Annotated in this window: 28 protein-coding genes; 18 read left to right on the forward strand and 10 right to left on the reverse strand. The window is 42.5% G+C overall.

What is annotated here, in order from left to right; translation table 11 throughout:
- Positions 1-22: 22 nt before the first annotated feature.
- On the forward strand, positions 23-814 hold the full coding sequence (locus SOR_RS02530) for a DUF2785 domain-containing protein (RefSeq protein WP_001253150.1): 792 nt from the start codon (positions 23-25) through the stop codon (positions 812-814).
- A gap of 109 nt (positions 815-923) precedes the next feature.
- Positions 924-1592, forward strand: coding sequence for an MIP/aquaporin family protein (locus SOR_RS02535; protein ID WP_000714827.1), 669 nt, complete (start codon positions 924-926; stop codon positions 1590-1592).
- Between the two features lie 217 nt (positions 1593-1809).
- Here SOR_RS02535 and queF read toward each other — a convergent pair whose 3' ends face one another.
- The 7 genes from queF to SOR_RS02570 form a co-directional block, all read right to left on the reverse strand.
- Positions 1810-2301: a preQ(1) synthase gene (gene queF, locus SOR_RS02540; RefSeq protein ID WP_000082582.1), complete on the reverse strand. Its 492-nt coding sequence runs from the start codon at positions 2299-2301 to the stop codon at positions 1810-1812.
- Between the two features lie 17 nt (positions 2302-2318).
- On the reverse strand, positions 2319-3035 hold the full coding sequence (gene queE, locus SOR_RS02545; protein ID WP_000196469.1) for a 7-carboxy-7-deazaguanine synthase QueE: 717 nt from the start codon (positions 3033-3035) through the stop codon (positions 2319-2321).
- Positions 3028-3471 (reverse strand): 6-carboxytetrahydropterin synthase QueD, encoded by a 444-nt coding sequence (gene queD, locus SOR_RS02550; protein WP_000464582.1) that lies wholly within the window; start codon positions 3469-3471, stop codon positions 3028-3030. The genes queE and queD overlap by 8 nt, the downstream gene beginning before the upstream one ends.
- The gene (gene queC / locus SOR_RS02555; RefSeq protein ID WP_000828778.1) at positions 3471-4124 is read right to left on the reverse strand and encodes a 7-cyano-7-deazaguanine synthase QueC; all 654 of its coding nucleotides are present in this window, start codon (positions 4122-4124) and stop codon (positions 3471-3473) included. Before queC ends, queD begins: the two co-directional genes overlap by 1 nt.
- Positions 4125-4327: 203 nt before the next feature.
- Positions 4328-4642, reverse strand: coding sequence for a thioredoxin (trxA, locus tag SOR_RS02560; RefSeq protein ID WP_001029584.1), 315 nt, complete (start codon positions 4640-4642; stop codon positions 4328-4330).
- A 15-nt stretch (positions 4643-4657) separates the two neighbouring features.
- A complete protein-coding gene (locus tag SOR_RS02565; protein WP_000570262.1) occupies positions 4658-4879 on the reverse strand; it encodes a DUF4649 family protein in 222 nt (73 codons plus the stop codon).
- Between the two features lie 101 nt (positions 4880-4980).
- Positions 4981-5361, reverse strand: coding sequence for a MarR family winged helix-turn-helix transcriptional regulator (locus SOR_RS02570; protein ID WP_000221648.1), 381 nt, complete (start codon positions 5359-5361; stop codon positions 4981-4983).
- Between the two features lie 196 nt (positions 5362-5557).
- On the opposite strand from SOR_RS02570, the gene SOR_RS02575 reads away from it, so the two are divergent.
- Together SOR_RS02575 and SOR_RS02580 are read left to right on the forward strand one after the other, a co-directional pair.
- Entirely contained in the window at positions 5558-5932 is a 375-nt protein-coding gene (locus tag SOR_RS02575) for a CidA/LrgA family protein (RefSeq protein ID WP_000781325.1), read from the forward strand.
- Positions 5929-6624, forward strand: coding sequence for an LrgB family protein (locus SOR_RS02580; RefSeq protein ID WP_001001970.1), 696 nt, complete (start codon positions 5929-5931; stop codon positions 6622-6624). The genes SOR_RS02575 and SOR_RS02580 overlap by 4 nt, the downstream gene beginning before the upstream one ends.
- Before the next feature lie 31 nt (positions 6625-6655).
- Here the strand turns inward: SOR_RS02580 and SOR_RS02585 are convergent, their stop codons facing one another.
- The 3 genes from SOR_RS02585 to SOR_RS02595 are packed head-to-tail and all read right to left on the reverse strand — an operon-like array spanning position 6656 to position 8465.
- Entirely contained in the window at positions 6656-7384 is a 729-nt protein-coding gene (locus SOR_RS02585) for a hypothetical protein (protein ID WP_000498772.1), read from the reverse strand.
- A 15-nt stretch (positions 7385-7399) separates the two neighbouring features.
- Complete coding sequence (locus SOR_RS02590) at positions 7400-8095, reverse strand: ABC transporter ATP-binding protein (RefSeq protein ID WP_000173191.1); 696 nt, start codon at positions 8093-8095, stop codon at positions 7400-7402.
- A 4-nt stretch (positions 8096-8099) separates the two neighbouring features.
- On the reverse strand, positions 8100-8465 hold the full coding sequence (locus SOR_RS02595) for a GntR family transcriptional regulator (protein ID WP_000119117.1): 366 nt from the start codon (positions 8463-8465) through the stop codon (positions 8100-8102).
- Positions 8466-8604: 139 nt separating this feature from the next.
- Between SOR_RS02595 and nrdR the strand changes: the two genes are divergently transcribed.
- The 14 genes from nrdR to alr all read left to right on the forward strand — a co-directional run bounded on the left by nrdR (position 8605) and on the right by alr (position 22621).
- Positions 8605-9078: a transcriptional regulator NrdR gene (nrdR, locus tag SOR_RS02600; RefSeq protein ID WP_001203678.1), complete on the forward strand. Its 474-nt coding sequence runs from the start codon at positions 8605-8607 to the stop codon at positions 9076-9078.
- Entirely contained in the window at positions 9079-10242 is a 1164-nt protein-coding gene (locus SOR_RS02605; RefSeq protein ID WP_000803927.1) for a DnaD domain protein, read from the forward strand.
- Positions 10243-11139, forward strand: coding sequence for a primosomal protein DnaI (gene dnaI, locus SOR_RS02610; protein ID WP_000446496.1), 897 nt, complete (start codon positions 10243-10245; stop codon positions 11137-11139).
- Positions 11136-11849 (forward strand): NADPH-dependent oxidoreductase, encoded by a 714-nt coding sequence (locus SOR_RS02615; protein ID WP_000140827.1) that lies wholly within the window; start codon positions 11136-11138, stop codon positions 11847-11849. Before dnaI ends, SOR_RS02615 begins: the two co-directional genes overlap by 4 nt.
- Before the next feature lie 13 nt (positions 11850-11862).
- Positions 11863-13173, forward strand: a complete 1311-nt coding sequence (gene der, locus SOR_RS02620) for a ribosome biogenesis GTPase Der (RefSeq protein WP_001207709.1) — start codon at positions 11863-11865, stop codon at positions 13171-13173.
- A gap of 228 nt (positions 13174-13401) precedes the next feature.
- The gene (locus SOR_RS02625; protein WP_000830953.1) at positions 13402-14253 is read left to right on the forward strand and encodes a TPM domain-containing protein; all 852 of its coding nucleotides are present in this window, start codon (positions 13402-13404) and stop codon (positions 14251-14253) included.
- A gap of 160 nt (positions 14254-14413) precedes the next feature.
- Positions 14414-15010, forward strand: coding sequence for a LemA family protein (locus SOR_RS02630; protein WP_000812473.1), 597 nt, complete (start codon positions 14414-14416; stop codon positions 15008-15010).
- A 132-nt stretch (positions 15011-15142) separates the two neighbouring features.
- Positions 15143-15433, forward strand: coding sequence for a hypothetical protein (locus SOR_RS02635; protein ID WP_000415952.1), 291 nt, complete (start codon positions 15143-15145; stop codon positions 15431-15433).
- Between the two features lie 144 nt (positions 15434-15577).
- Complete coding sequence (locus SOR_RS02640) at positions 15578-16348, forward strand: DNA alkylation repair protein (RefSeq protein ID WP_001085876.1); 771 nt, start codon at positions 15578-15580, stop codon at positions 16346-16348.
- 115 nt (positions 16349-16463) lie between these two features.
- A complete protein-coding gene (gene secA, locus SOR_RS02645; RefSeq protein WP_001284115.1) occupies positions 16464-18977 on the forward strand; it encodes a preprotein translocase subunit SecA in 2514 nt (837 codons plus the stop codon).
- Between the two features lie 79 nt (positions 18978-19056).
- Positions 19057-20088, forward strand: coding sequence for a 3-deoxy-7-phosphoheptulonate synthase (locus SOR_RS02650; RefSeq protein ID WP_000231309.1), 1032 nt, complete (start codon positions 19057-19059; stop codon positions 20086-20088).
- A 1-nt stretch (position 20089) separates the two neighbouring features.
- Positions 20090-21121 (forward strand): 3-deoxy-7-phosphoheptulonate synthase, encoded by a 1032-nt coding sequence (locus tag SOR_RS02655; protein ID WP_000864053.1) that lies wholly within the window; start codon positions 20090-20092, stop codon positions 21119-21121.
- Positions 21122-21165: 44 nt separating this feature from the next.
- Entirely contained in the window at positions 21166-21528 is a 363-nt protein-coding gene (gene acpS, locus SOR_RS02660; protein WP_041170839.1) for a holo-ACP synthase, read from the forward strand.
- Complete coding sequence (alr, locus tag SOR_RS02665) at positions 21518-22621, forward strand: alanine racemase (protein WP_000648051.1); 1104 nt, start codon at positions 21518-21520, stop codon at positions 22619-22621. The genes acpS and alr overlap by 11 nt, the downstream gene beginning before the upstream one ends.
- Positions 22622-22637 lie beyond the last annotated feature (16 nt).

Consider the following 22637-nt stretch of genomic DNA (forward strand, 5'->3'; position numbering starts at 1 on the left):
TAGAAATGTAGAGGTACTTGAGATGCGTCGAAAATTACAAAGAAAAGTGATAGAAGAAAAACCAAGCTATAGCCAAGAAGAAATTCAGTGGTTGCTTGAGCATTTAGGAGATGCCTCTCCAGAAATTCGAGACGAACTTGTTTTTACGAGTTTGGCTAGAGGGATTCAAGAAGAGTTGTTTTCCCTTGAGCAGTTTCAGTTTATCTCAGAAGAAGTCTCATCTGATGAAGGTCTATACAAAGAGATTGATAGTAGAGGGGTTTCAACTCTTAAACGTTCTTTTAGGGCGCTTATTTATGCAAATCTATTGTCTGCGGATGCCAACCAGAAATCGATTTTTTATCAGGGGTTGAAATCAGAAATTCGTAATATCCTTTTAAATCAAGGCTTGCACTATCTTTCAAAAGAAAAGGATACAACAGGTTTTTCAAGTCAGTATGGTTGGGTTCACGCTTTTGCGCATGGGGCTGACCTTTTGACTGAAGTCGTTTGTCATCCAGACTTTCTTAAAAATAGAGATCATGAAGTATTTGATGTACTTGACCAACTATTTAAAAGAATTACCATTCGTTTTACAAATGATGAGGATTGGCGGTTAGCGAGAGTACTTTATGAACCCATTTTGCAAGGGAAATTAGGGCAAGAACAAGTAGCTTCTTGGATAAAAACTATTGACTTTCCGATAGAAGACAGGGAAGATTTTTATAAATTTTCCAACTTCAGATCCTGTCTGTTGGAAGTCTATATCCAACTTGACCAGAAAAATAGTTTACAAGATGCCTTGAAAGAAGCCATTCAATCTTTTCAGTACTAAGGATAAGCGAGTCGTTTCATGTTTTTCAAATAACTTTCCAATCAATTTTCTTGAAACCCTTTCCTTCTTTTGATAGACTAATACATAGTTTGAAAAAAGGAGACTTATCATGAAAAAATTTGTTGCTGAATTAATCGGTACATTTATGCTTGTGTTCATTGGAACAGGAGCTGTTGTTTTTGGAAATGGTCTTAATGGCCTTGGACACCTTGGAATTGCTTTTGCCTTTGGTTTGGCAATTGTGGTTGCAGCTTACTCAATCGGAACTGTTTCAGGTGCTCACTTGAACCCAGCAGTTTCGATCGCTATGTTTGTAAACAAACGTTTGTCATCTTCAGAACTTGTAAACTACATCCTTGGACAAGTAGTTGGAGCTTTCCTTGCGTCAGCTGCAGTATTCTTCCTCTTGTCTAACTCAGGCATGTCAACTGCTAGTCTTGGTGAAAATGCCTTGGCAAACGGTGTCACTGTCTTTGGTGGATTCTTGTTTGAAGTCATCGCAACTTTCTTGTTTGTCCTAGTTATCATGACTGTAACATCAGAAAGCAAGGGAAATGGCGCGATTGCTGGTTTGGTAATCGGTTTGTCATTGACAGCCTTGATCCTTGTGGGATTGAACATTACTGGCCTTTCAGTAAACCCAGCTCGTAGTTTGGCTCCAGCTGTCTTGGTCGGTGGCGCAGCCCTTCTACAAGTATGGATTTTCATCCTTGCACCAATCGTTGGTGGCGTTCTTGCAGCACTTGTTGCGAAAAACTTTCTTGGAACAGAAGAATAATTGAAATTCAAAAAGCCTTGCTCCTCAGTTTGAGGAGCAGGGTTTTTTCGTATGATACTCTTCGAAAATCTCTTCAAACCACGTCAGCATCCATCTGCAACCTCAAAACACTGTTTTGAGCTGACTTCGTCAGTCTTATCTATAACCTCAAAGCAGTTCTTTGAGCAACCTGCGGCTAGCTTCCTAGTTTGCTCTTTGATTTTCATTGAGTATGATTTTAGCGGTTGTCAATTTTCTCTGGATAAAGGTCGTGTTGAAAGAGACGTTGTTCTGCCAAGCCTTCATACTTAGTTCCAGGTCTACCGTAGTTGTAGTAGGGGTCAATTGAAATGCCACCGCGCGGAGTGAATTTTCCCCAGACTTCTAAATAGCGAGGGTCTAGCAAGTTGACCAAGTCTTTCCCGATAGTGTTGATACAGTTTTCGTGAAAATCCCCATGATTTCGGTAACTAAAGAGGTAGAGTTTGAGGGATTTTGACTCGACGCAGAGCTTGTCAGGAATGTAGGAAATATAAATCGTCGCAAAGTCTGGTTGAGCCGTAATAGGACAAAGAGAGGTAAATTCAGGACAGTTGAATTTGATGAAATAGTCATTTTCAACATGACGATTGTCAAAGGATTCGAGGACTTCTGGTTGATAGTCAAAAATATAGTTGGTTTCTTTGTTGCCGAGGAGGCTAAGGTTTTTCATTTCTTCTTGTTGTGACATGATTTTTTCTTTCTAATTTAAACACCACGTTGGTTGTCGTAGAGGAGGGTATGAAGTTGAGGAAGGACGCGAACATTGCCCCAGCTATCGTCAGTAGCGACGCGTTCCCAGAGTTCTTTGAGGCGGTTTAGTTGGTCTTGAACAATATTACCTGTAGCCTTGGGCTCAGGATTTCCAGCCGATAAGAAGAGAACATCTGGTTGGTAGCGTTCTTGAATCCCTTTGGCAAAGGCCAAATCGGCATCGTCAAAGACAGGGATTTTAAAGGTGACCTTGTCTGGATCTAATTGGGAAACGATAAAGTCTAAAGTCTCGAAGTTGACTTCCATCTTGGATGAAGGAGGTTTGGGACTCAGAGTGACCTGATCGATATCTTTTAACCAATTTTGCCAGCGGGAGCCTTGGGTCTCAACGGCCAGAGTGACTCCACGTTCCTTGAGCTTGGTGACGAGTTGAGCCATGTTGGCTGCTAGGATAGCAGGATTTCCCCCAGACAGGGTGACGTAGTCGTAGCTTCCTAGCTTATCTAAGGCAGCAATAACTTCATCAGCTGTCATACGAGTAGGTTTTTCAGAACCATCCCAAGTAAAGGCAGAGTCGCACCAGTCGCAGTGGTAGTCGCAACCAGCAGTGCGGACAAACATGGTTTTCTGCCCGATAGCACGACCTTCACCTTGAAAGGTTGGGCCAAAGATTTCCAGAACTGGTAGTTTGAGGACACGTTCCCTAGTCATCTAACCACTCCCGTATAAACTCCGCAAAGGCAGTCGGAGTCTCATAGAGGCGAACGTATTCCAAACGGAGACCGCGCTCGTCAGGCAACTCTTGACTCATGGTTTGGAAAATCCAGTAAACCATATTTTCAGCAGTCGTGTTCATATAAGGCAGAGTTTCATTGAGATAGCGATGATCCAAATGGGGCTCTAAGTAGTTCTTGTAGATGGCTTTGATATCTCCGAAATCGTAGGTCATGCCCCGTTCATCTAAAAATCCACTGACAGCAACTTGCAGATGATAAGTGTGGCCGTGCAGGGACTTGCATTTTCCCTCATAGTGAAAGAGGTGGTGGGCAGCATCAAAGGTAAATTCTTTTGATACCAAGGTTCTGTGAGGATTGTAGACGAGAGACTCCCCAGTTTCCTGTTTGATTTCTTTAGGTGCGAAAAACATTAGCCCTCTCCTTTCTGTGAAAGATAAACATCTAAACCATGCTGACGTAGATGGCAGGCTGGACAATCTCCACAGCCACTTCCGATAATCCCATTGTAGCAGGTCAGGGTCTTTTCACGAACATAGTCAAAGGCACCGAGTTGGTCGGCTAATTCCCAAGTTTCAGCCTTGTCTAGCCACATGAGAGGTGTTTGGATAACAAAGTCGTAATCCATGGCAAGGTTGAGGGTGACATTGAGAGATTTGACAAAGACATCCCGGCAGTCAGGGTAGCCTGAGAAATCTGTCTCGCAAACACCTGTCACGATGTCTTTAATACCAAGTTGTTTGGCAAGAACTGCCGCAAAGGACAGAAAGAGGTGGTTGCGACCGTCAACGAAAGTATTGGGAACCTCTCCCTCTTTTTGCTCGATTTCCATGTCAGAGGTTAGGGCATTTTCAGTGATTTGTCCCAGCAGAGACATATCTAAGATGTGATGACGAATGCCTTGTTCCTTAGCGATTTCTCTAGCAACTTGAATCTCGAGATGATGGCGTTGGCCGTAGGCAAAGGTGACGGCTTCGACTGTTTTATAGTGTTCTTTAGCCCAAAAGAGGCAGGTTGTGGAATCTTGACCGCCACTAAAGACGACCAAGGCTGATTGACGTTTCATAGTACTCCTTCCAAAATGGGAAATGTTCAGAGCACGCAAAAAGCTCCCTTGAGGGGAGCTAAAAAATACCAAGTAGAGGTTTTTTTTAGCGATGGCATGTCCCAAACATCGTAATATTCTACATACAGTCTAGCATATTTTTTGAAAAATGGCAAAGGGCAAGAAAAAAAGAGACCAAATAAAGCACTTGGTCTCTCGTGTGATTAGCTCAATTCAGCAACGATAGCCTTGATTTGTTCTGCAGTGTGTACTCCAGCAACTTGTTTCACCACTTGGCCGTCTTTCTTGAAGAGAAGGGTTGGGATAGACATGATTCCAAAAGAACGAGCTGTGTTTGGATTTTCATCAACGTCCATTTTAACGATTTTCAAGACATCTTCTGAAAGTTCTTCAGACAATTTATCCAAGATTGGACCTTGCATACGACATGGACCACACCAAGTTGCCCAGAAGTCTACCAAGACCAAACCGTCTTTTGTTTCTTGTTCAAATGTTGCATCTGTAATTGCTTTTGCCATTGTATTTCTCCTTTTTTAGTTATATTGGCTTAAATCTTGTTTCATGAGATAGAAGAAGACATCTCCATAAGTCCCATGGTAGTCCAAGTCATGACCATTGTAGGTTAATTTTTGAACTGGGTAATAGTCTGCGACACCGATAAGGCAGGCGTGTTGAGAACGTTCAAAGTCTTGGTAAGACTCGAAAGTCATGGTTCTCTCTTGCTTACTGGCGTCTAGATAAGTAATTTCGATCATATAAAACTCCTTTGTTGTTAGATCTTGACTTTATTTTACTCCTTGAAAAGAGGAATGTCAAGAAAAATGATTGCGCACGCAACCTTTTTTAAAAAACCTGATTACGAAATGAAATCAAGACTCGTCTCCAGCCTTTCTTCGACGGCCTTTTGCAGGTAAGCTAGGGTTGTTTGTCCCTCGTCAGTCAGGCAGATAAAACTAGCCCGTCTATCCTGATCGCAACACCGGCGACTAAGCAAACCGCAGTTTTTCTCTTCCAGGCGAGCCACCATTCGAGAAACAGCGCTCGGGCTGAGATGGAGTTTATCTGGCAGGTCAATCTGACGTAAAGATTTTTCATTAGCTAGGTCCAGATAGTAGAGCAGGTAAAACTCCTTCAAGGTCAACCTTTGTTCACTCTGCTGGGCGATGGTTTCTTCCAACAAGGCTTCCATTTCCTTTTGACGGCGATTGTAGTCAAACCACTTTTCCAAATAGGTCATTGCTTTCTCCTTTCTTTTCAAAGTAAAAATCACAAAGTCATTACTGACTGTCTCTCTAACACAAGATGATTGCGCATGCAATGATTATACTACTTTTAACTAATCCTTGCAAGAGAGAAGAATTGCGATATTTCCTTGATATTTTCTGAAAAAAGAGTAAACTGGTATGCAAGAAGTCTATTTCGTGGAGTTTAGGATGAAATTATATGTTCAATTAATGATTCTCTTTGTGATTTCTCTTATCGGAGAGGGAATTTCTAGTTTCTTTCATCTGCCCATCCCAGGCAGTATTATCGGCTTGATTATTCTCTTTCTAGCCTTACAGTTCAAGTGGCTAAGGACCAGGCATGTCAACATGGTCGGGAATTTCTTGCTGGCCAATATGACCATTCTCTTTTTACCGCCAGCAGTGGGAATCATGGAGAAGTTTGATGTGATTGCTCCTTATCTTTTGCCTATTGTTTTGATTGTCTTTTTTGCGGCTGTCATCAACATTATCCTCATCGCCCTAGTGGTTCAGTTTATCAAGCGACGATTTGAGGGAGATTATGAGAAAGGAGATGCCAAATGAACGAATTTGTATCCAATCCCCTGTTTGGGCTTGCCCTATCTATCCTAGCTTATCTAATGGGGATGTTGATTTACAGACGTTTTCCCCATCCATTGACAACACCCTTGCTGTTGTCGGCTATTTTTATCATTATTTTCCTTAAGGCGACGGGTATTTCTTATCAAGATTATTACCAAGGTGGGGTTTATCTGAACAACTTGATTGTTCCATCGACCGTGGCTCTAGGGATTCCGCTTTATAAGAGTTTTCACTTGATGAAGCACCATGCTCGGAGTATTCTCTTTGGTAGTCTGTTAGCAGTAGTTGTCAATACTTGCTTTACTGCCATAGTAGCGAAAATATTTGGTATGGATTTTTTCCTAGCCATTTCTCTCTTTCCCAAGTCAGTGACAACCGCCATGGCAGTGGGAATCACAGAAAAATTGCAAGGATTAACAACTGTAACCTTGGTCGTCGTAGTAGCGACTGGGATTTTGACAAGTGTGATTGGACCAACTCTTTTGAAGTGGTTGAAAATTGATGATCCGGTAGCAGTCGGGCTTTCCCTTGGAGGAACGGGACACGCTGTCGGAACGGGAACAGCCTTTCGATACGGCTCGGTAGCAGGAGCCATGGGTGGTTTGGCTATCGGTGTAACCGGTATACTCTACGTATTTGTCAGCCCCATCGTAGCCAGTTTGATATTGAGTTAAAGAAAAACCCAGCTTTCTAGCTGGGCATTTTTTATTGCAAGTTAACCTTGTTTTTCAAGATGTAGTAGGTACCAAGATAGTAGATAGCTGATAAAAAGAGATCGCGCAGAATTTCTGTACCAACCATCACGTTATAGTCATTGTCAACTCTTAAGAAGAAAGTGATATAACCAATAACGATTGAAATGACGATATAGGCTAGAATCCCCATGGCTGTTCGATACTCGTTAAAGAGTTGCCCGATAGAGATGGAGAGGTAAATGGACAAAATCCATGCGATTGACCCGACAAACAGTGATAGGGCATACAGCCAGCCGTAGCTGAGATAAGGGGAAATGAAGTTGTAGAGGGCAGTGAAGTCTTTTTCAATTGGTGTTAAGAAGATGATAATCAATATACTCAAGATAAAGACGATATAGCCTAAGATGGACCAGACAAGACCACCTAAAAGTTTTGCGATGATGATTTGGTGCTCGGAGACAGGCAAGGTCAAGGTCAAGTACCCTTGGCGGTCATAAACACTCCCCTTGAATCTTCGGATGATTAAAAAGATTGTTGCAATCCAAAGAGTGACGCTGAGTCCTCCAAAGACTAGTACTAAAAAGAAGATGAAATAAGCAGCATTGTTAGGATTGTAACTCTGGCTAAGACTGCTAATAAAAGCTCCAATCAAAACTGAAATTGCAAGTACAGCACCATAGAGTGCCAGATACCATTTATTGACATTTTTAAATTCATAACGAACTAGATTCCAAAACATAATAATCTCCTTTGCTTAGGCTTTAAATTCCTGGCGGAAGAGCTGGTCAATTGATTCACCTGACTCGTAACGAATATCATCAACATTTCCTTGGCGAACGACTTTTCCGTCTTTGAGGAAGATAATCTCATCCAAGATTGGCTCAATATCTGAAATCAAGTGGGTTGAAATCAGTACCGTAGATGTTGGTGAGTAGTTGTTGATGATGGTATTGAGGATATAATCACGGGCAGCTGGATCCACTCCACCGATCGGTTCATCGAGGACATAAAGACGAGCTTCGCGGCTCATAACCAATATGAGTTGGACCTTTTCCTTGTTCCCTTTTGATAGTTTCTTGAGGCGACTGTTTTCATCAATGCCAAGATCAGCTAACAGGTGTTGGGCTCTTTCGAGATTAAAATCCTGATAGAAGGTTTTAAAATAGGTTAGAGCATCCTTGACCTTCATCTCTTCATTGAGATAAGTTGTGTCAGGTAGGTAGGAGACGATCGCCTTGGTAGCAGGACTTGGATCCTGTCCGTTAATGAGGACACGTCCTTTATTTGGTTGAAGGAGGCCATTAATCAGTTTGATCAAGGTTGTTTTTCCGGATCCGTTTGGTCCAAGGAGCCCGACAATCTTTCCGGCTGAGACCTCTAGTGAGATATTGTCAAGTGCCGCAGTTGCTCCATATGATTTTGTTACATTTTCAAGTGCTAGTAGTGTCATAGTCTTAAACTCCTTTAATATAGTCGCTTAATACATTTGGCAGTTCTTCTTTTTTGTAGCCAAATTGAAGCATGCAAGAGACGAATTGTTGTAGCTGCTCCTCGGAAAGTTGTTTGCGGGACTGAAGGATGAGGTCTAAATCCTCGGTGACAAATCGACCAGTTGTCCGCTTGCTGTATACAAATCCTTCACGTTCGAGGTCAGACAAGGCGCGCTGAATGGTATTAGGATTAACCCCAGCCTCGCTCGCCAAATCTCTCACGGTAGGGAGCTGTTGGTTGGGTTCCAGTTCATGGGAAACAATCTGTAATTTGATTTTTTCCATAATCTGTAAATAAATCGGTTTTGTATTATCAAATGACCAGGACATCATAGTCTCCTTTCTTTGTCTTTGTTGTTCTAATCAAATAATACAATAAAACAAAAACTTGTCAAGTAAAAATAAGAATTGTTTTGGGAATTGCTCAAAAAATGGTATAATGAAAAGAAAACGACAAGGAGGGAAATGCATGCGTTGTCCAAAATGTGGGGCTACCAAGTCTAGTGTTGTTGATAGTCGACAAGCCGAAGAAGGAAATACCATCCGCAGAAGACGTGAGTGCGACGAGTGTCAGCATCGTTTTACAACCTATGAACGAGTAGAAGAAAGAACGCTGGTTGTCGTCAAGAAAGACGGTACGCGAGAGCAGTTTTCGAGAGATAAAATCTTTAATGGGATTATCCGCTCAGCCCAGAAGCGTCCTGTGTCAAGTGATGAAATCAACATGGTGGTCAATCGTATCGAACAAAAACTCCGTAGTCGCAGTGAGAATGAGATCCAAAGTGAATACATTGGGTCCTTAGTCATGGAAGAATTGGCAGAGCTTGATGAGATTACCTATGTTCGTTTTGCCAGTGTTTACCGTAGCTTTAAGGATGTGAGTGAGTTGGAGAGTTTGCTCCAGCAGATCACTCAGTCCTCTAAGAAGAAAAAGGAAAAATAGATGAAACCAAATGACCGTTTTTCTTTTCTAAAGAATAATCGGGTGTCGCAAGATACCTCTTCTCTGGTGCAGTGCTACCTCCCGATTATCGGTCAGGAGGCACTGAGCCTCTATCTATATGCCGTTACCTTTTGGGATGGAGGGCAAAAGGAGCATCTCTTTTCCCATATCCTCAACCACTTAAACTTCGGCATGCCGACCTTGCTCCAATCCTTTAAAATTTTATCTGCTTTGGATTTGTTGACCCTTTATCAGAAGGGAGAAACCTATGAATTGCAGCTTCATTCTCCCCTAACTAGTCAGGATTTTTTAAATCATTCTGTCTATAGTAGATTATTAGAGAAAAAGATTGGTGATGTAGCTGTTTCTGTTATGAAACAGGCACCAAGTGAGGGAGAAGCACTCTCTGTTTCTTTGAGCCAAGTATTTCCAAATTTGACCGAAGAAGTGACTCCAACCGAGTCTAAAAGCAAGTTAAAAAATGATTTTGACTTGGAACATTTCCAGCGTCTGATGGCTCGAGATGGCTTGCGTTTTGAAGACGAGCAGGCAGATGTTTTGGAATTGTTTGCCATCGCAGATGAAAAAAAATGGACCTGGTTTGAAACCTACCAATTAGCTAAGGAGACAGCGGTAGCTCAGGTTATTTCAGTCAAACGCATGCGTGAAAAGATTGCGCAAAAGCCAGCATCTTCTGACTTTAGCCCCAAAGAAATGACCATTATCAGGGAAGCCAAAAATAAAACTCCCCTAGAATTTTTAGCGGAAATCAAGCAAACGCGTAAGGGGAACATCACCCAGAGCGAAAGAGAACTCCTTCACCAGATGGCGTCTTTAGGCTTGTTGGACGAAGTCATCAATATCGTCTTGCTTCTAACTTTTAACAAGGTTGATTCGGCTAATGTCAATGAAAAATATGCCATAAAGGTCGCAAATGACTATGCTTACCAAAAAATTCGAACAGCAGAAGAAGCTGTACTTCGGATTCGAGAGCGTCAGCAAAAAGGCCAGGAAGACAAAAAATCAAAAGCTAGCTCAACTAAGACAAATGTTCCCAAGTGGAGCAATCCAGAATACAAAAATCAAACCAGTGAGGAAACTCGCCTGGAACTAGAACGCAAAAAACAAGAAATGTTAGCCCGATTAGAAGAAGGAGGAGACTAGATGGAAAGTGTTGGTGATGTAATCAAACGTCAGACAAGTCGTTTCCAGTATCAGGACTTGGTCCAGCAGATCATGAAGGACCCCGATGTAGCGGCTTTTATCCAGAAAGAATCCCTCAGCCAAGAGGAGTTGAATCGTAGCATCTCCAAGTTCAACCAATATATCACAGAGCGGGATAAGTTTCTTCGCGGGGATGCTGACTATATAGCGCGTGGCTACAAGCCTATCTTGGTCATGAATCAAGGTTATGCGGATGTGTCTTATGAAGAAACACCCGAACTAATCGCGGCTGAAAAAGAGGCGGCAATTAAGAATCGCCTTAAGTTGATCAATCTACCAGCAAGTCTCAAGAAAGCGAAATTAGCTCAGATTGACCTAGATGATCTAGGACGGTTACCGATTTTTGAGAGACTCTATTCCTTTGTTGACCTTTACCCAAGCATCCGAAAAGGCCTCTATCTTTACGGAGATTTTGGTGTTGGTAAGAGTTTCATGATGGCAGCTTTGGCTCACGACCTATCTGAAAAACGTGGTGCTTCAACGACGATTCTTCATTATCCAAGTTTTGTCATTGATGTGAAAAATGCCATCGGTGAAGGATCTGTGAAGACCTTGGTAGATGAGATTAAGTTAGCAGAAGTCTTGGTTTTGGATGATATTGGAGCAGAACAATCCACCCCTTGGGTGCGTGATGAGATTCTCCAAGTCATTCTCCAGTATCGTATGCAGGAAGATTTGCCGACCTTCTTTACTTCCAACTTTAATTTCCAAGATTTGGAAAAACATTTTGCCAAAGGAAAGAATGGAAATGATGAGACTTGGGAAGCTAGACGAGTCATGGAACGAATTCGTTATTTGGCAGAGGAGACAAGACTAGAAGGAGAAAATCGCCGATGACAGAAACCATTAAACTGATGAAAGCTCATACTTCAGTTCGTCGTTTTAAGGAACAAGAGATTCCTCAAGCAGACTTGGATGAGATTTTGACTGCTGCCCAAATGGCGTCTTCTTGGAAAAATTTCCAATCCTACTCTGTGATTCTTGTACGCAGCCAAGATAAGAAAGATGCCTTATATGAATTGGTTCCTCAGGAAGCCATTCGCCAGTCAGCTGCTTTCCTACTTTTTGTCGGTGACTTAAACCGAGCTGAAAAGGGAGCAAGCCTTCATACGGACACTTTCCAACCCCAAGGAGTTGAAGGTCTTCTCATCACCTCTGTGGACGCTGCGCTTGCTGGGCAAAATACCTTGCTTGCGGCTGAGAGTCTGGGATATGGTGGTGTGATTATCGGTTTGGTCCGTTACAAGTCGGAAGAAGTGGCAGCGCTTTTTAATTTGCCTGACTATACCTACCCCGTTTTTGGGATTGCCCTTGGTGTGCCAAATCAACAACATGATGTCAAACCAAGACTGCCTTTGAACCAAGTGGTATTTGAAGAAGAATACCGAGAACAGCCAGTTGAAGCGATTTTGGACTATGACCAAGTACAGGCAGACTATGCTGGCGCGCGTGCGACAACCTCTTGGAGTCAGCGTTTGGCAGAGCAGTTTGGCCAAGCCGAACCTAGTTCAACTCGGAAGAATCTAGAACAGAAAAAGTTATTGTAGAAAGTGAGAAAACATGGCCTTACCAACTGTTGCCATTGTAGGGCGTCCCAATGTTGGGAAATCGACCCTCTTTAACCGAATCGCTGGTGAGCGAATCTCAATCGTAGAAGATGTCGAGGGTGTGACACGTGACCGTATCTATGCAACGGGTGAGTGGCTCAACCGTTCTTTCAGTATGATTGATACTGGAGGGATTGACGACGTCGACGCTCCCTTTATGGAGCAAATCAAACACCAGGCAGAAATTGCTATGGAAGAAGCAGATGTCATCGTCTTTGTCGTTTCTGGTAAAGAAGGGATTACAGATGCGGACGAGTACGTAGCTCGCAAACTCTATAAAACTCATAAGCCTGTTATCCTAGCAGTTAACAAGGTTGACAATCCTGAGATGCGAAATGATATCTTTGATTTCTATGCACTAGGCTTAGGTGAACCGTTGCCAATTTCATCTGTCCACGGTATCGGGACAGGAGATGTGTTGGATGCTATTGTAGAAAATCTGCCACATGAAGTCGAAGAAGAAAATCCAGATGTCATTAAATTTAGCTTGATTGGCCGTCCTAACGTTGGAAAGTCAAGTTTGATCAACGCTATTTTGGGAGAAGACCGCGTGATTGCTAGTCCAGTAGCTGGAACAACGCGTGATGCCATTGATACCCATTTTACAGATACGGATGGACAAGAGTTTACCATGATTGATACAGCTGGTATGCGTAAGTCTGGTAAAGTCTATGAAAATACGGAGAAATATTCTGTCATGCGTGCCATGCGTGCCATTGACCGTTCTGACGTGGTCTTGATGGTCCTCAATGCCGAAGAAGGTATCCGTGAGTACGACAAGCGTATTGCAGGTTTTGCCCACGAAGCCGGTAAAGGGATGATCATCGTGGTCAATAAGTGGGATACCCTTGAGAAAGATAACCACACCATGAAAAAATGGGAAGAAGATATCCGTGAGCAGTTCCAATATCTGCCTTATGCACCGATTGTCTTTGTATCCGCTTTGACCAAGCAACGTCTCCATAAACTGCCTGAGATGATCAAGCAAATCAGCGAAAGCCAAAACACCCGTATTCCATCAGCTGTCTTGAACGATGTCATCATGGATGCCATTGCTATCAATCCAACACCGACAGACAAAGGCAAGCGCCTTAAGATTTTCTACGCGACTCAAGTGGCAACCAAGCCACCAACCTTTGTCATCTTTGTCAACGAAGAAGAACTCATGCACTTCTCTTACCTTCGCTTCTTGGAAAATCAAATCCGCAAGGCCTTTGTCTTTGAGGGAACACCGATTCACTTGATCGCGAGAAAACGCAAGTAAGTCTTGCTTGTTCTTCTACAAAAGCAAACTAAAAGAAGGCTTTATAGTCTTCTTTTTTCTATCTAAAAGGGAAGAAAAGAAGCTATCAAATTGGAGGAGAAATCTGTCATCAAAATTCAATCATTTTCCTAGCTTTTGTAATCTATTTGTAATGAAAATGCACTTTCTTTGTAAAAATCAAAATGCTATAATTCCTTAAATCAATTTTCCTTTATCAGGGAGGTTATTATGAAAAGAAGCAGATTATTTAAACATAGTTTGTTGGTTCGCTTGCTTGGGTTGTTGATGGTTTTTCTCTTCTTGTCAGCATTCACAGCACCTGAAAAACCTGAGTACGGGATCTATGACCCGGATCATTATTTAACGGATGAGACTATAAGTCAGATACGAGAATTGAATAATGTCAATAGTAAAAAATCAGAAAAATTCCAAATGGGTGTTTACGTTGTGAAAAGCCTAGATGGAGAAACAATCGAAACAGTTGCCAATGAAACAGCTAGAGCTTGGAAGATTGGCTATTCGAGCGACAATCACGGTGTCTTGATTGTGGTAGCAGTCCAAGATAGAAAATCACGGATTGAAACCAGTAATAATGTGGCCAGTAAGATCACGGACTATCAGACTCACAGGTTCTTGACAACAGCACGCCCTTACTTTAAAAATGGTGACTATAACAAGGGTGTTCTCTCAATAGTCAATAATCTCAACTACATGTTCTATAGTGGATCGAGTACAAGTGCTTCAAGTTCTAAAAGTAGCTACGGCTATACTACCAACTCTAGTCGCTTAAGGGAACTTGAAAGGTATGCTGGTGAGAGCAGTTCTTCGAGACGGCATCGAAAAAGCAGTTCGAGTGATGGAGTTATCGGATTTGGAATTCTCATTTACTTCATCGTGATGATTATCGGATTTCTATTTGGAGGTCGTGGTGGTGGTTCACATGGCGATGATTCTGGCGGTGGCTGGTGGGGCGGTGACTCATCAGATTCAGGATCCTCTTGGTCTGACTCGGGTTCTGATTCATCTGGTGGCTGGGACGGCGGTGGTTTTGATGGTGGCGGTTCGTCTGATGACTGGTGAGTGATCATATATTGTTCAAACCGATTTCTCCATGCAGTAAGGTGACTCCTTTGCAAGAGTTCACTCCTTAATTAAAAATAAAAGCAAAGTTTGGGAAATTGATTTAAAATCTGAGTATTTTCTCAGAAAAGTTGATAAAAGAAAGTGTTAAGGTTTTGATATGAAACAAAATAAAGTAATTCTCTCAATAGTGGCGATTTTCTTTGGACTACTAGTTCTGGGAAGTTGTTCCGCAGTGACGACCTATAATGGTCTGGTTGGTGAACAGACTAAAGTAGAGCAGGCTCAGGCCGATGTCTCAACAGCCCTCCAACGTCGTTCGGACTTGATTGGTAACTTGGTGGAGTCCGTTAAAGGACAAATGAATCATGAAACCGAAGTCTTTACCAAGATTGCGGATGCTAGAGCTAAAATCGGTAGTAGCTCAGTAACCTCGGAAGAAAATCAAAAAGCTCAGGGAGAATTGAGCTCTGCTCTTTCCCGCTTGATTTCCTTGACGGAGAATTATCCAGAACTCAAGAGCAATCAAAATGTTGAGCAACTAATGGTCGAACTCTCAGGAAGTGAAAATCGTATCTTTGTAGCACGCAAGGATTATAATAAAGTCGCTGCCGAGTACAATCAAAAGTTGAGAAGTTTTCCAACCGTGCTTTTTGCGAATATGATGAACTTTAAAGAAGCTGAAACCTTTAAAGAAACAGAAGAAGCCAAGACAGTTCCTAAGGTCGATTTTGGAACATCTTCATCCAGTCAATAAAGTGAATCAGCCTATGAATAAAGGAATTTCTCTAGCATGACTAGTGATTTCAAATCCGAACCTGGAAAGCTGTTTCCAGGTTTTTTTGGTATAATAAAAGGGAAGATACAGTGACTGAAATGGAGGTTTGCTATGGAGAAAACAAAAGCCTTTCTTGAAGCGCACTACAAGAGATATATTCTTACGATTTGCTTTCTCTGGTTCCTCATGTTTTTCCTTCCTTGGGATTGGCAAATAGGAGGAGTTTCAGTATATTATTTTGTTATGAAAAAGCTCTTTGTGGTTTTTGGAGTTTTATCCATCCTATACTCCGTGCTGATTAAAAAAATCAGTCTTCTCATCTTTGGAATTATCTTTTGCTTGGCCTTCTGGATCAATCTCTTTTGGTATTTTGGGATATTGCCTGTATTCTTGGGAAATTAAACATAGAAAAATGAAGGGCTAGACTAGTTTCTAGTCCTTTTTTCTTCCTTGTTAAAATAGTTGGAGATATAAAAATAATTTTGTTGACGGGCTATCTGTATGATATAATAAGTCCCGTAAAACGAAGATTAAGGGATTTGAAAAATGGCGAAGAAAGTAAAAGATTATTATGACTTGGCTTATGCTAGGGATTTGAGTCAAAGGTTGCAAGAAGCGTCCCTTGACTTTGATGGACAAAAATTTAGCTTATTGCTGGAAAAAGACTTGGAAGAGTTGGAGTTTAGCCAGCGTCAAGAACTTTTGGCTAAAAGTATCAAAGATTGCCTTCCCCTATCTTATCAGGACTCTCTCAAAGTTTTTGAGAAGATTTTGGGTCCTGAGTTAGAGGGTGGTTTAGGCATGTTTTCAGAAGGTTATTGGCTTTGGCCAATCGGCAAATATGTAGAGCTATATGGAGACAAGGAATTTGAATTGAGCGCGGCCTTTAGTAAGGAACTCACCAAGCGATTTACTGGAGAATTTTCCATGAGACCCTTGCTGGCTCGTTATCCTAAAGATACAATGTCTTTGCTGTTAGAATGGAGTCGGGATGAAAATTTGCGTGTTCGCAGACTTGCCAGCGAATGTATGCGTATCCGTCTGCCTTGGGCTAAGAGACAAACCGTGGTATTGGATTATTTTGAGGATTTCACTACTATTCTGACCAATCTAAAGGATGATAGAGACAAGTCCATTCAAAAAAGCGTAGCCAATAATTTAAATGATTTATATAAGGAAGTCCCTGATAAGTTTGAAAGGATTCTTCAAACTTGGCAAAAGGAGGAGCTGAGTCCAAGTTGTGCTTGGATCATCAAGCATGCATCTCGAACAAAAAACAAAAAGGTAGCCACAGAAGATTTATGCAAAAAAAGCTGAATTTTGGCTGGGCTTTTCCGTTGTAAATTAAGGATTCTTTCTTGAAAAATAATGGTAAATATGCTAAAATTAAAAGAACATTCTAAAATATTCAGAATAAACAGTAAGGAAAATCATGGCTAATATTTTAAAAACGATTATTGAAAATGATAAAGGAGAACTTCGTCGTCTGGAAAAGATGGCTGATAAGGTTCTTAACTATGAGAGCCAAATGGCTGCGATGTCAGACGAAGAACTAAAAGCAAAGACTGACGAATTTAAAGAACGTTACAACAAGGGTGAATCACTTGATTCATTATTATATGAGGCTTTTGCGGTAGTTCGCGAAGCTGCAAAACGTGTCCTTGGGCTTTTCCCTTATAAGGTTCAGGTCATGGGTGGGATTGTTCTTCACCATGGTGACGTTCCAGAGATGCGTACCGGTGAAGGGAAGACCTTGACAGCGACCATGCCAGTGTACCTCAATGCCCTTGCAGGTAAAGGAGTTCACGTAGTTACAGTCAACGAATACCTAACAGAACGTGACGCGACTGAAATGGGTGAATTGTACTCATGGCTCGGTTTGTCAGTAGGGATTAACTTGGCAGCTAAATCTCCAATGGAGAAAAAAGAGGCTTACCTTTGCGATATTACCTACTCAACCAACTCAGAGATTGGTTTCGACTACCTTCGTGATAACATGGTCGTTCGTGCAGAAAACATGGTGCAACGTCCACTCAATTATGCCTTGGTCGATGAGGTTGACTCAATTTTGATCGACGAAGCTCGTACACCATTGATCGTTTCAGGCGCCAATGCAGTTGAAACAAGCCAACTCTACCATATGGCGGACCACTTCGTGAAATCTTTGGACAAGGACGACTATATCATTGACGTTCAGTCTAAGACGATCGGTTTGTCAGACTCTGGTATTGACAAGGCAGAAAGCTACTTCAAACTAGAAAATCTCTACGACATTGAAAATGTAGCTCTTACTCACTTTATCGACAATGCTCTCCGTGCTAACTATATCATGATTCTCGATATCGACTATGTGGTTAGTGAAGAGCAGGAAATCTTGATTGTCGACCAATTTACAGGTCGTACCATGGAAGGTCGTCGTTACTCTGATGGTTTGCACCAAGCGATTGAAGCAAAAGAAGGTGTGCCAATCCAAGACGAGACCAAGACTTCAGCTTCTATCACCTACCAAAACCTCTTCCGTATGTATAAGAAATTGGCAGGTATGACAGGTACTGGTAAAACAGAAGAAGAAGAATTCCGCGAAATCTACAACATTCGTGTTATCCCAATCCCAACCAACCGTCCAATTCAACGTATCGACCACTCAGACCTTCTCTATGCAAGTCTTGATGCGAAATTTAAAGCTGTAGTTGAAGATGTAAAAGCTCGTTACCAAAAAGGTCAGCCGGTCTTGGTAGGTACAGTTGCCGTTGAAACGAGTGACTTCCTTTCTAAGAAATTGGTAGCAGCAGGTGTTCCTCACGAAGTCTTGAATGCGAAGAACCACTACAGAGAAGCGCAAATCATCATGAACGCTGGTCAACGTGGTGCCGTTACCATCGCAACCAACATGGCCGGTCGTGGTACCGACATCAAGCTTGGTGAAGGGGTTCGTGAACTTGGTGGACTTTGTGTTATCGGTACAGAGCGTCACGAAAGTCGCCGTATTGATAATCAGCTTCGTGGACGTTCAGGACGTCAAGGAGACCCAGGTGAGTCACAATTCTACTTGTCTCTTGAAGATGATTTGATGAAACGTTTCGGTTCAGAACGTTTGAAAGGTGTCTTTGAACGTCTCAACATGTCTGACGAAGCCATCGAATCTCGCATGTTAACGCGTCAAGTTGAAGCAGCTCAAAAACGTGTCGAAGGAAACAACTACGACACTCGTAAACAAGTCCTTCAATACGATGATGTTATGCGTGAACAACGTGAGATCATCTATGCGCAACGCTATGATGTCATTACTGCAGATCGTGACTTGGCACCAGAAATCCATGCTATGATTCGTCGTACCATTGGACGTATCGTGGATGCACATGCTCGTTCGAAAGAAGATGAAAAATTGGAAGCAATCTTGAACTTTGCTAAGTATAACTTGCTTCCAGAAGATTCAATTAGCCGTTCAGATCTTGCAGGTCTGTCAGACCAAGCTATCAAAGATGAACTTTTCCAACGTGCCTTGAAAGTCTATGACAGCCAAGTTGCTAAGCTTCGTGACGAAGATGCAGTGAAAGAATTCCAAAAAGTCTTGATTCTACGTGTTGTAGACAACAAGTGGACAGACCATATCGATGCTCTTGACCAGTTGCGAAATGCTGTTGGTCTTCGTGGATATGCTCAAAACAACCCAGTTGTAGAATATCAAGCAGAAGGTTTCCGCATGTTTAACGACATGATTGGATCGATTGAATTCGATGTGACCCGCTTGATGATGAAAGCACAAATCCATGAACAAGAACGTCCGCAAACTGAACACAATATCAGTACAACTGCGACTCGTAATATCGCAGCGCAGCAGGCAAGTCTTCCAGAAGATTTGGACTTGAGCCAAATCGGACGAAACGACCAATGCCCATGTGGATCAGGTAAGAAATTCAAGAACTGTCATGGAAAGAGACAATAATATGAGATAAGATACAGGCGGATACCTGGTAAAAATCATTTTTTGCTTGGTGTCCGTTTGCTTTATAAGGATATGAATCATGGTATTTAAAGCTAAAAGTCCTAAAATTAACATTGAAGAAGTTCGCGCCTTGTCTAAATTAGAGGGAGCGGCTCTTGCGAGAAAAAATCAACGTGATCAGGAATTGGAAGCCATCATTCGTGGGGAAGACCAGCGTATTCTCTTGGTGATAGGACCATGTTCATCTGATAACGAAGAGGCGGTTCTCGAGTATGCCAAGCGTCTATCTGCTTTGCAAGAAGAGGTCAAAGACCGTATTTTTATGGTCATGCGTGTCTATACAGCTAAACCTCGTACCAATGGGGATGGCTATAAGGGCTTGATTCATCAGCCAAATGCGACAGAAGCTCCTAGTTTGATCAATGGGATCAAGGCTGTTCGCCAGCTCCACTATCGTGTAATTACCGAGACGGGAATGACAACAGCGGATGAGATGCTTTATCCTGAAAATCTTCCGCTGGTGGATGATTTGATTTCTTATATGGCTGTTGGGGCTCGTTCAGTTGAGGACCAGCAACACCGTTTTGTAGCGAGTGGAGCAGGCTTTTCGACAGGATTTAAAAATCCAACATCTGGAAATCTCAATGTTATGTTTAACGGGATTTATGCAGCGCAAAATAAACAGAGTTTCCTTTTCCTTGGTAAAGAGGTGGAAACAACAGGGAATCCATTGTCCCACGCCATTCTTCGCGGTGCCTTGAATGAATATGGGAAAAATATTCCTAACTACTACTATGACAATTTGATGGATACCATTGCCCAGTATGAAAAGATGGGCTTGGAAAACCCCTTTATCATCATTGATACCAATCATGATAATTCAGGCAAGCAGTACATGGATCAAATCCGTATCGTTCGTCAGACCTTGATTAACCGTGACTGGAATGAGAAAATCAAGAAATATGTTCGTGGTTTTATGATTGAGTCCTATCTAGAAGATGGACGTCAAAATGAGCCAGAAGTTTTTGGCAAGTCTATCACGGATCCTTGTCTAGGATGGGACAACACAGAAGCACTTGTTCGCGAAATTTACCAAACGCTAGGAGAGTAAGATGGCATTTATCGAAAAAGGTCAAGAAATTGATATTGAAGCAATCAAGGCTGTGACCCAGTTGTCACCTGAAGCCTTGCGAAAGAAAGAAGCCCGCGATAGAGAGTTAGCAGCTATCATCTCGGGTGAGGATGATCGAATCCTTTTGGTGATGGGGCCTTGCTCTTCTGACAATGAAGAAGCAGTACTCGAATATGCTCGTCGCTTAGCAGACTTGCAGAAAAAAGTTGCGGATAAAATCTTTATCGTGATGCGTGTCTATACGGCTAAACCTCGTACCAATGGAGATGGCTATAAGGGAATGATTCATCAACCAAATACCAGCGAAGCGCCTAGTCTCATCAATGGTTTGCAGGCTGTTCGTCAGCTACACTACCGAGTGATTACCGAGACGGGCTTGACGACAGCTGATGAGATGCTTTATCCGTCAAATCTCGTTTTGATAGATGATCTAGTCAGCTACCATGCTGTAGGGGCTCGTTCAGTGGAAGACCAGGAACACCGCTTTGTAGCCTCTGGGATTGATGCTCCGGTTGGGATGAAAAATCCAACATCTGGAAATCTTGGGGTCATGTTTAATGCCATCTATGCGGCTCAAAACAAGCAAACCTTCCTTTACCACGGTCAAGAAGTGGAAACTTCAGGAAATCCCTTGGCCCACGTTATCCTTCGTGGTGCCATGAACGAATACGGCAAAAATGAACCCAACTTCTACTATGAAACCCTCTTAAATGCCATCAATCGTTATGAGACCATGGGGCTTGAAAATCCCTTCATTATCATCGATACCAATCATGACAATTCAGGCAAGCAGTATATGGAACAAGTTCGCATTGTTCGTCAAGCCTTGCTGAATCGTGACTGGAATGAAAAGATTAAAAAGACGGTTCGAGGCTTTATGATCGAATCTTACCTAGCAGATGGGCGCCAGAATCAACCAGAGGTCTTTGGTTGCTCCATAACTGACCCTTGTCTAGGTTGGGAAAATACAGTAGCTTTGGTAGAAGAAATTTATACTACCTTAACAAAATAAGTGAAAAGGATGGAGTTGGGGGAATCTCAGCTCCTTTTATGAGTATGATAGTTGGACACGGAATTGACATCGAAGAATTGGCTTCGATAGAAAACGCAGTTACACGACGTGAAGGCTTTGCTAAGCGCGTGCTGACCCCTAAAGAAATGGAGCATTTTACCAGTCTCAAAGGGCGCAGACAGATCGAATACTTGGCAGGTCGCTGGTCAGCTAAGGAGGCCTTTTCCAAGGCTATGGGAACTGGTATTGGCAAACTGACCTTTCAGGATTTGGAAGTTTTGAACAATGAACGGGGGGCTCCCTATTTTAGTCAGGCACCATTTTCAGGAAAGATTTGGCTATCTATCAGCCATACAGATCAGTTTGTGACAGCCAGTGTCATTTTGGAGGAAAATCATGAAAGCTAGTCCACATAGACCAACCAAGGCTCTGATATGTCTAGAAGCTATTCAACAAAATATCCATCAAATGGGGGTTCATATCCCTGAAGGAACGCTCAAGTGGGCAGTGGTCAAGGCCAATGCCTATGGTCATGGGGCTGTTGCCGTTGCCAAGGCCATTCAGGATGATGTCGATGGTTTTTGTGTTTCCAATATTGATGAAGCTATTGAACTGAGACAAGCCAGACTCAGCAAGCGAATCCTCATTTTAGGAGTTTCTGAAATAGAAGCTATTGGCCTAGCTAAAGAATACGACATCACCTTGACTGTGGCTGGACTGGAGTGGGTTCGAGCATTGGTTGCCACTGGGGCTGATTTATCTGGCTTATCTGTTCACCTCAAGATTGACTCAGGGATGGGTCGGATTGGTTTTCGAGAGGCCAGTGAGGCTGAGCAGGCTCAAGACTTGCTCAAGCAACACGGTGCTCGCGTTGAGGGGATTTTTACCCACTTTGCTACTGCAGATGAAGAATCAGATACCTATTTTAATAACCAGTTAGAACGATTTAAAGCTATTTTGGCAAGTATGAAGGAAGTTCCAGAGCTGGTTCATGCCAGCAATTCGGCAACGACCCTCTGGCATGCAGAGACTATTTTCAATGCAGTGCGTATGGGAGACGCTATGTATGGTCTCAATCCTAGTGGAGAGGTTTTGGACCTGCCTTATGACCTGACACCAGCCTTGACCTTGGAATCTGCCCTAGTCCATGTCAAGACAGTTCTAGCTGGAGCTTGCATGGGCTATGGAGCAACTTATCAGGCGGATAGTGAGCAAATCATCGCGACTGTGCCAATCGGCTATGCGGATGGTTGGACACGAGATATGCAAAATTTTTCCGTCTTGGTAGACGGACAAGCTTGCCCAATCGTCGGCAGGGTTTCGATGGACCAAATCACTATTCGATTGCCTAAGGTTTACCCGCTTGGAACAAAAGTAACACTGATCGGCACCAATGGGGACAAGGAAATCACAGCTACTCAGGTAGCGGCCTACCGTGGAACTATTAACTATGAGGTGGTTTGCCTCCTCAGCGACCGCATTCCGAGAGAATATCATTAAAAAGAAAGGAGTGGAG

Origin of the sequence: Streptococcus oralis Uo5 (assembly GCF_000253155.1) — a bacterium.
In the GTDB taxonomy this organism is placed as follows: Bacteria; Bacillota; Bacilli; order Lactobacillales; family Streptococcaceae; genus Streptococcus; species Streptococcus oralis_L.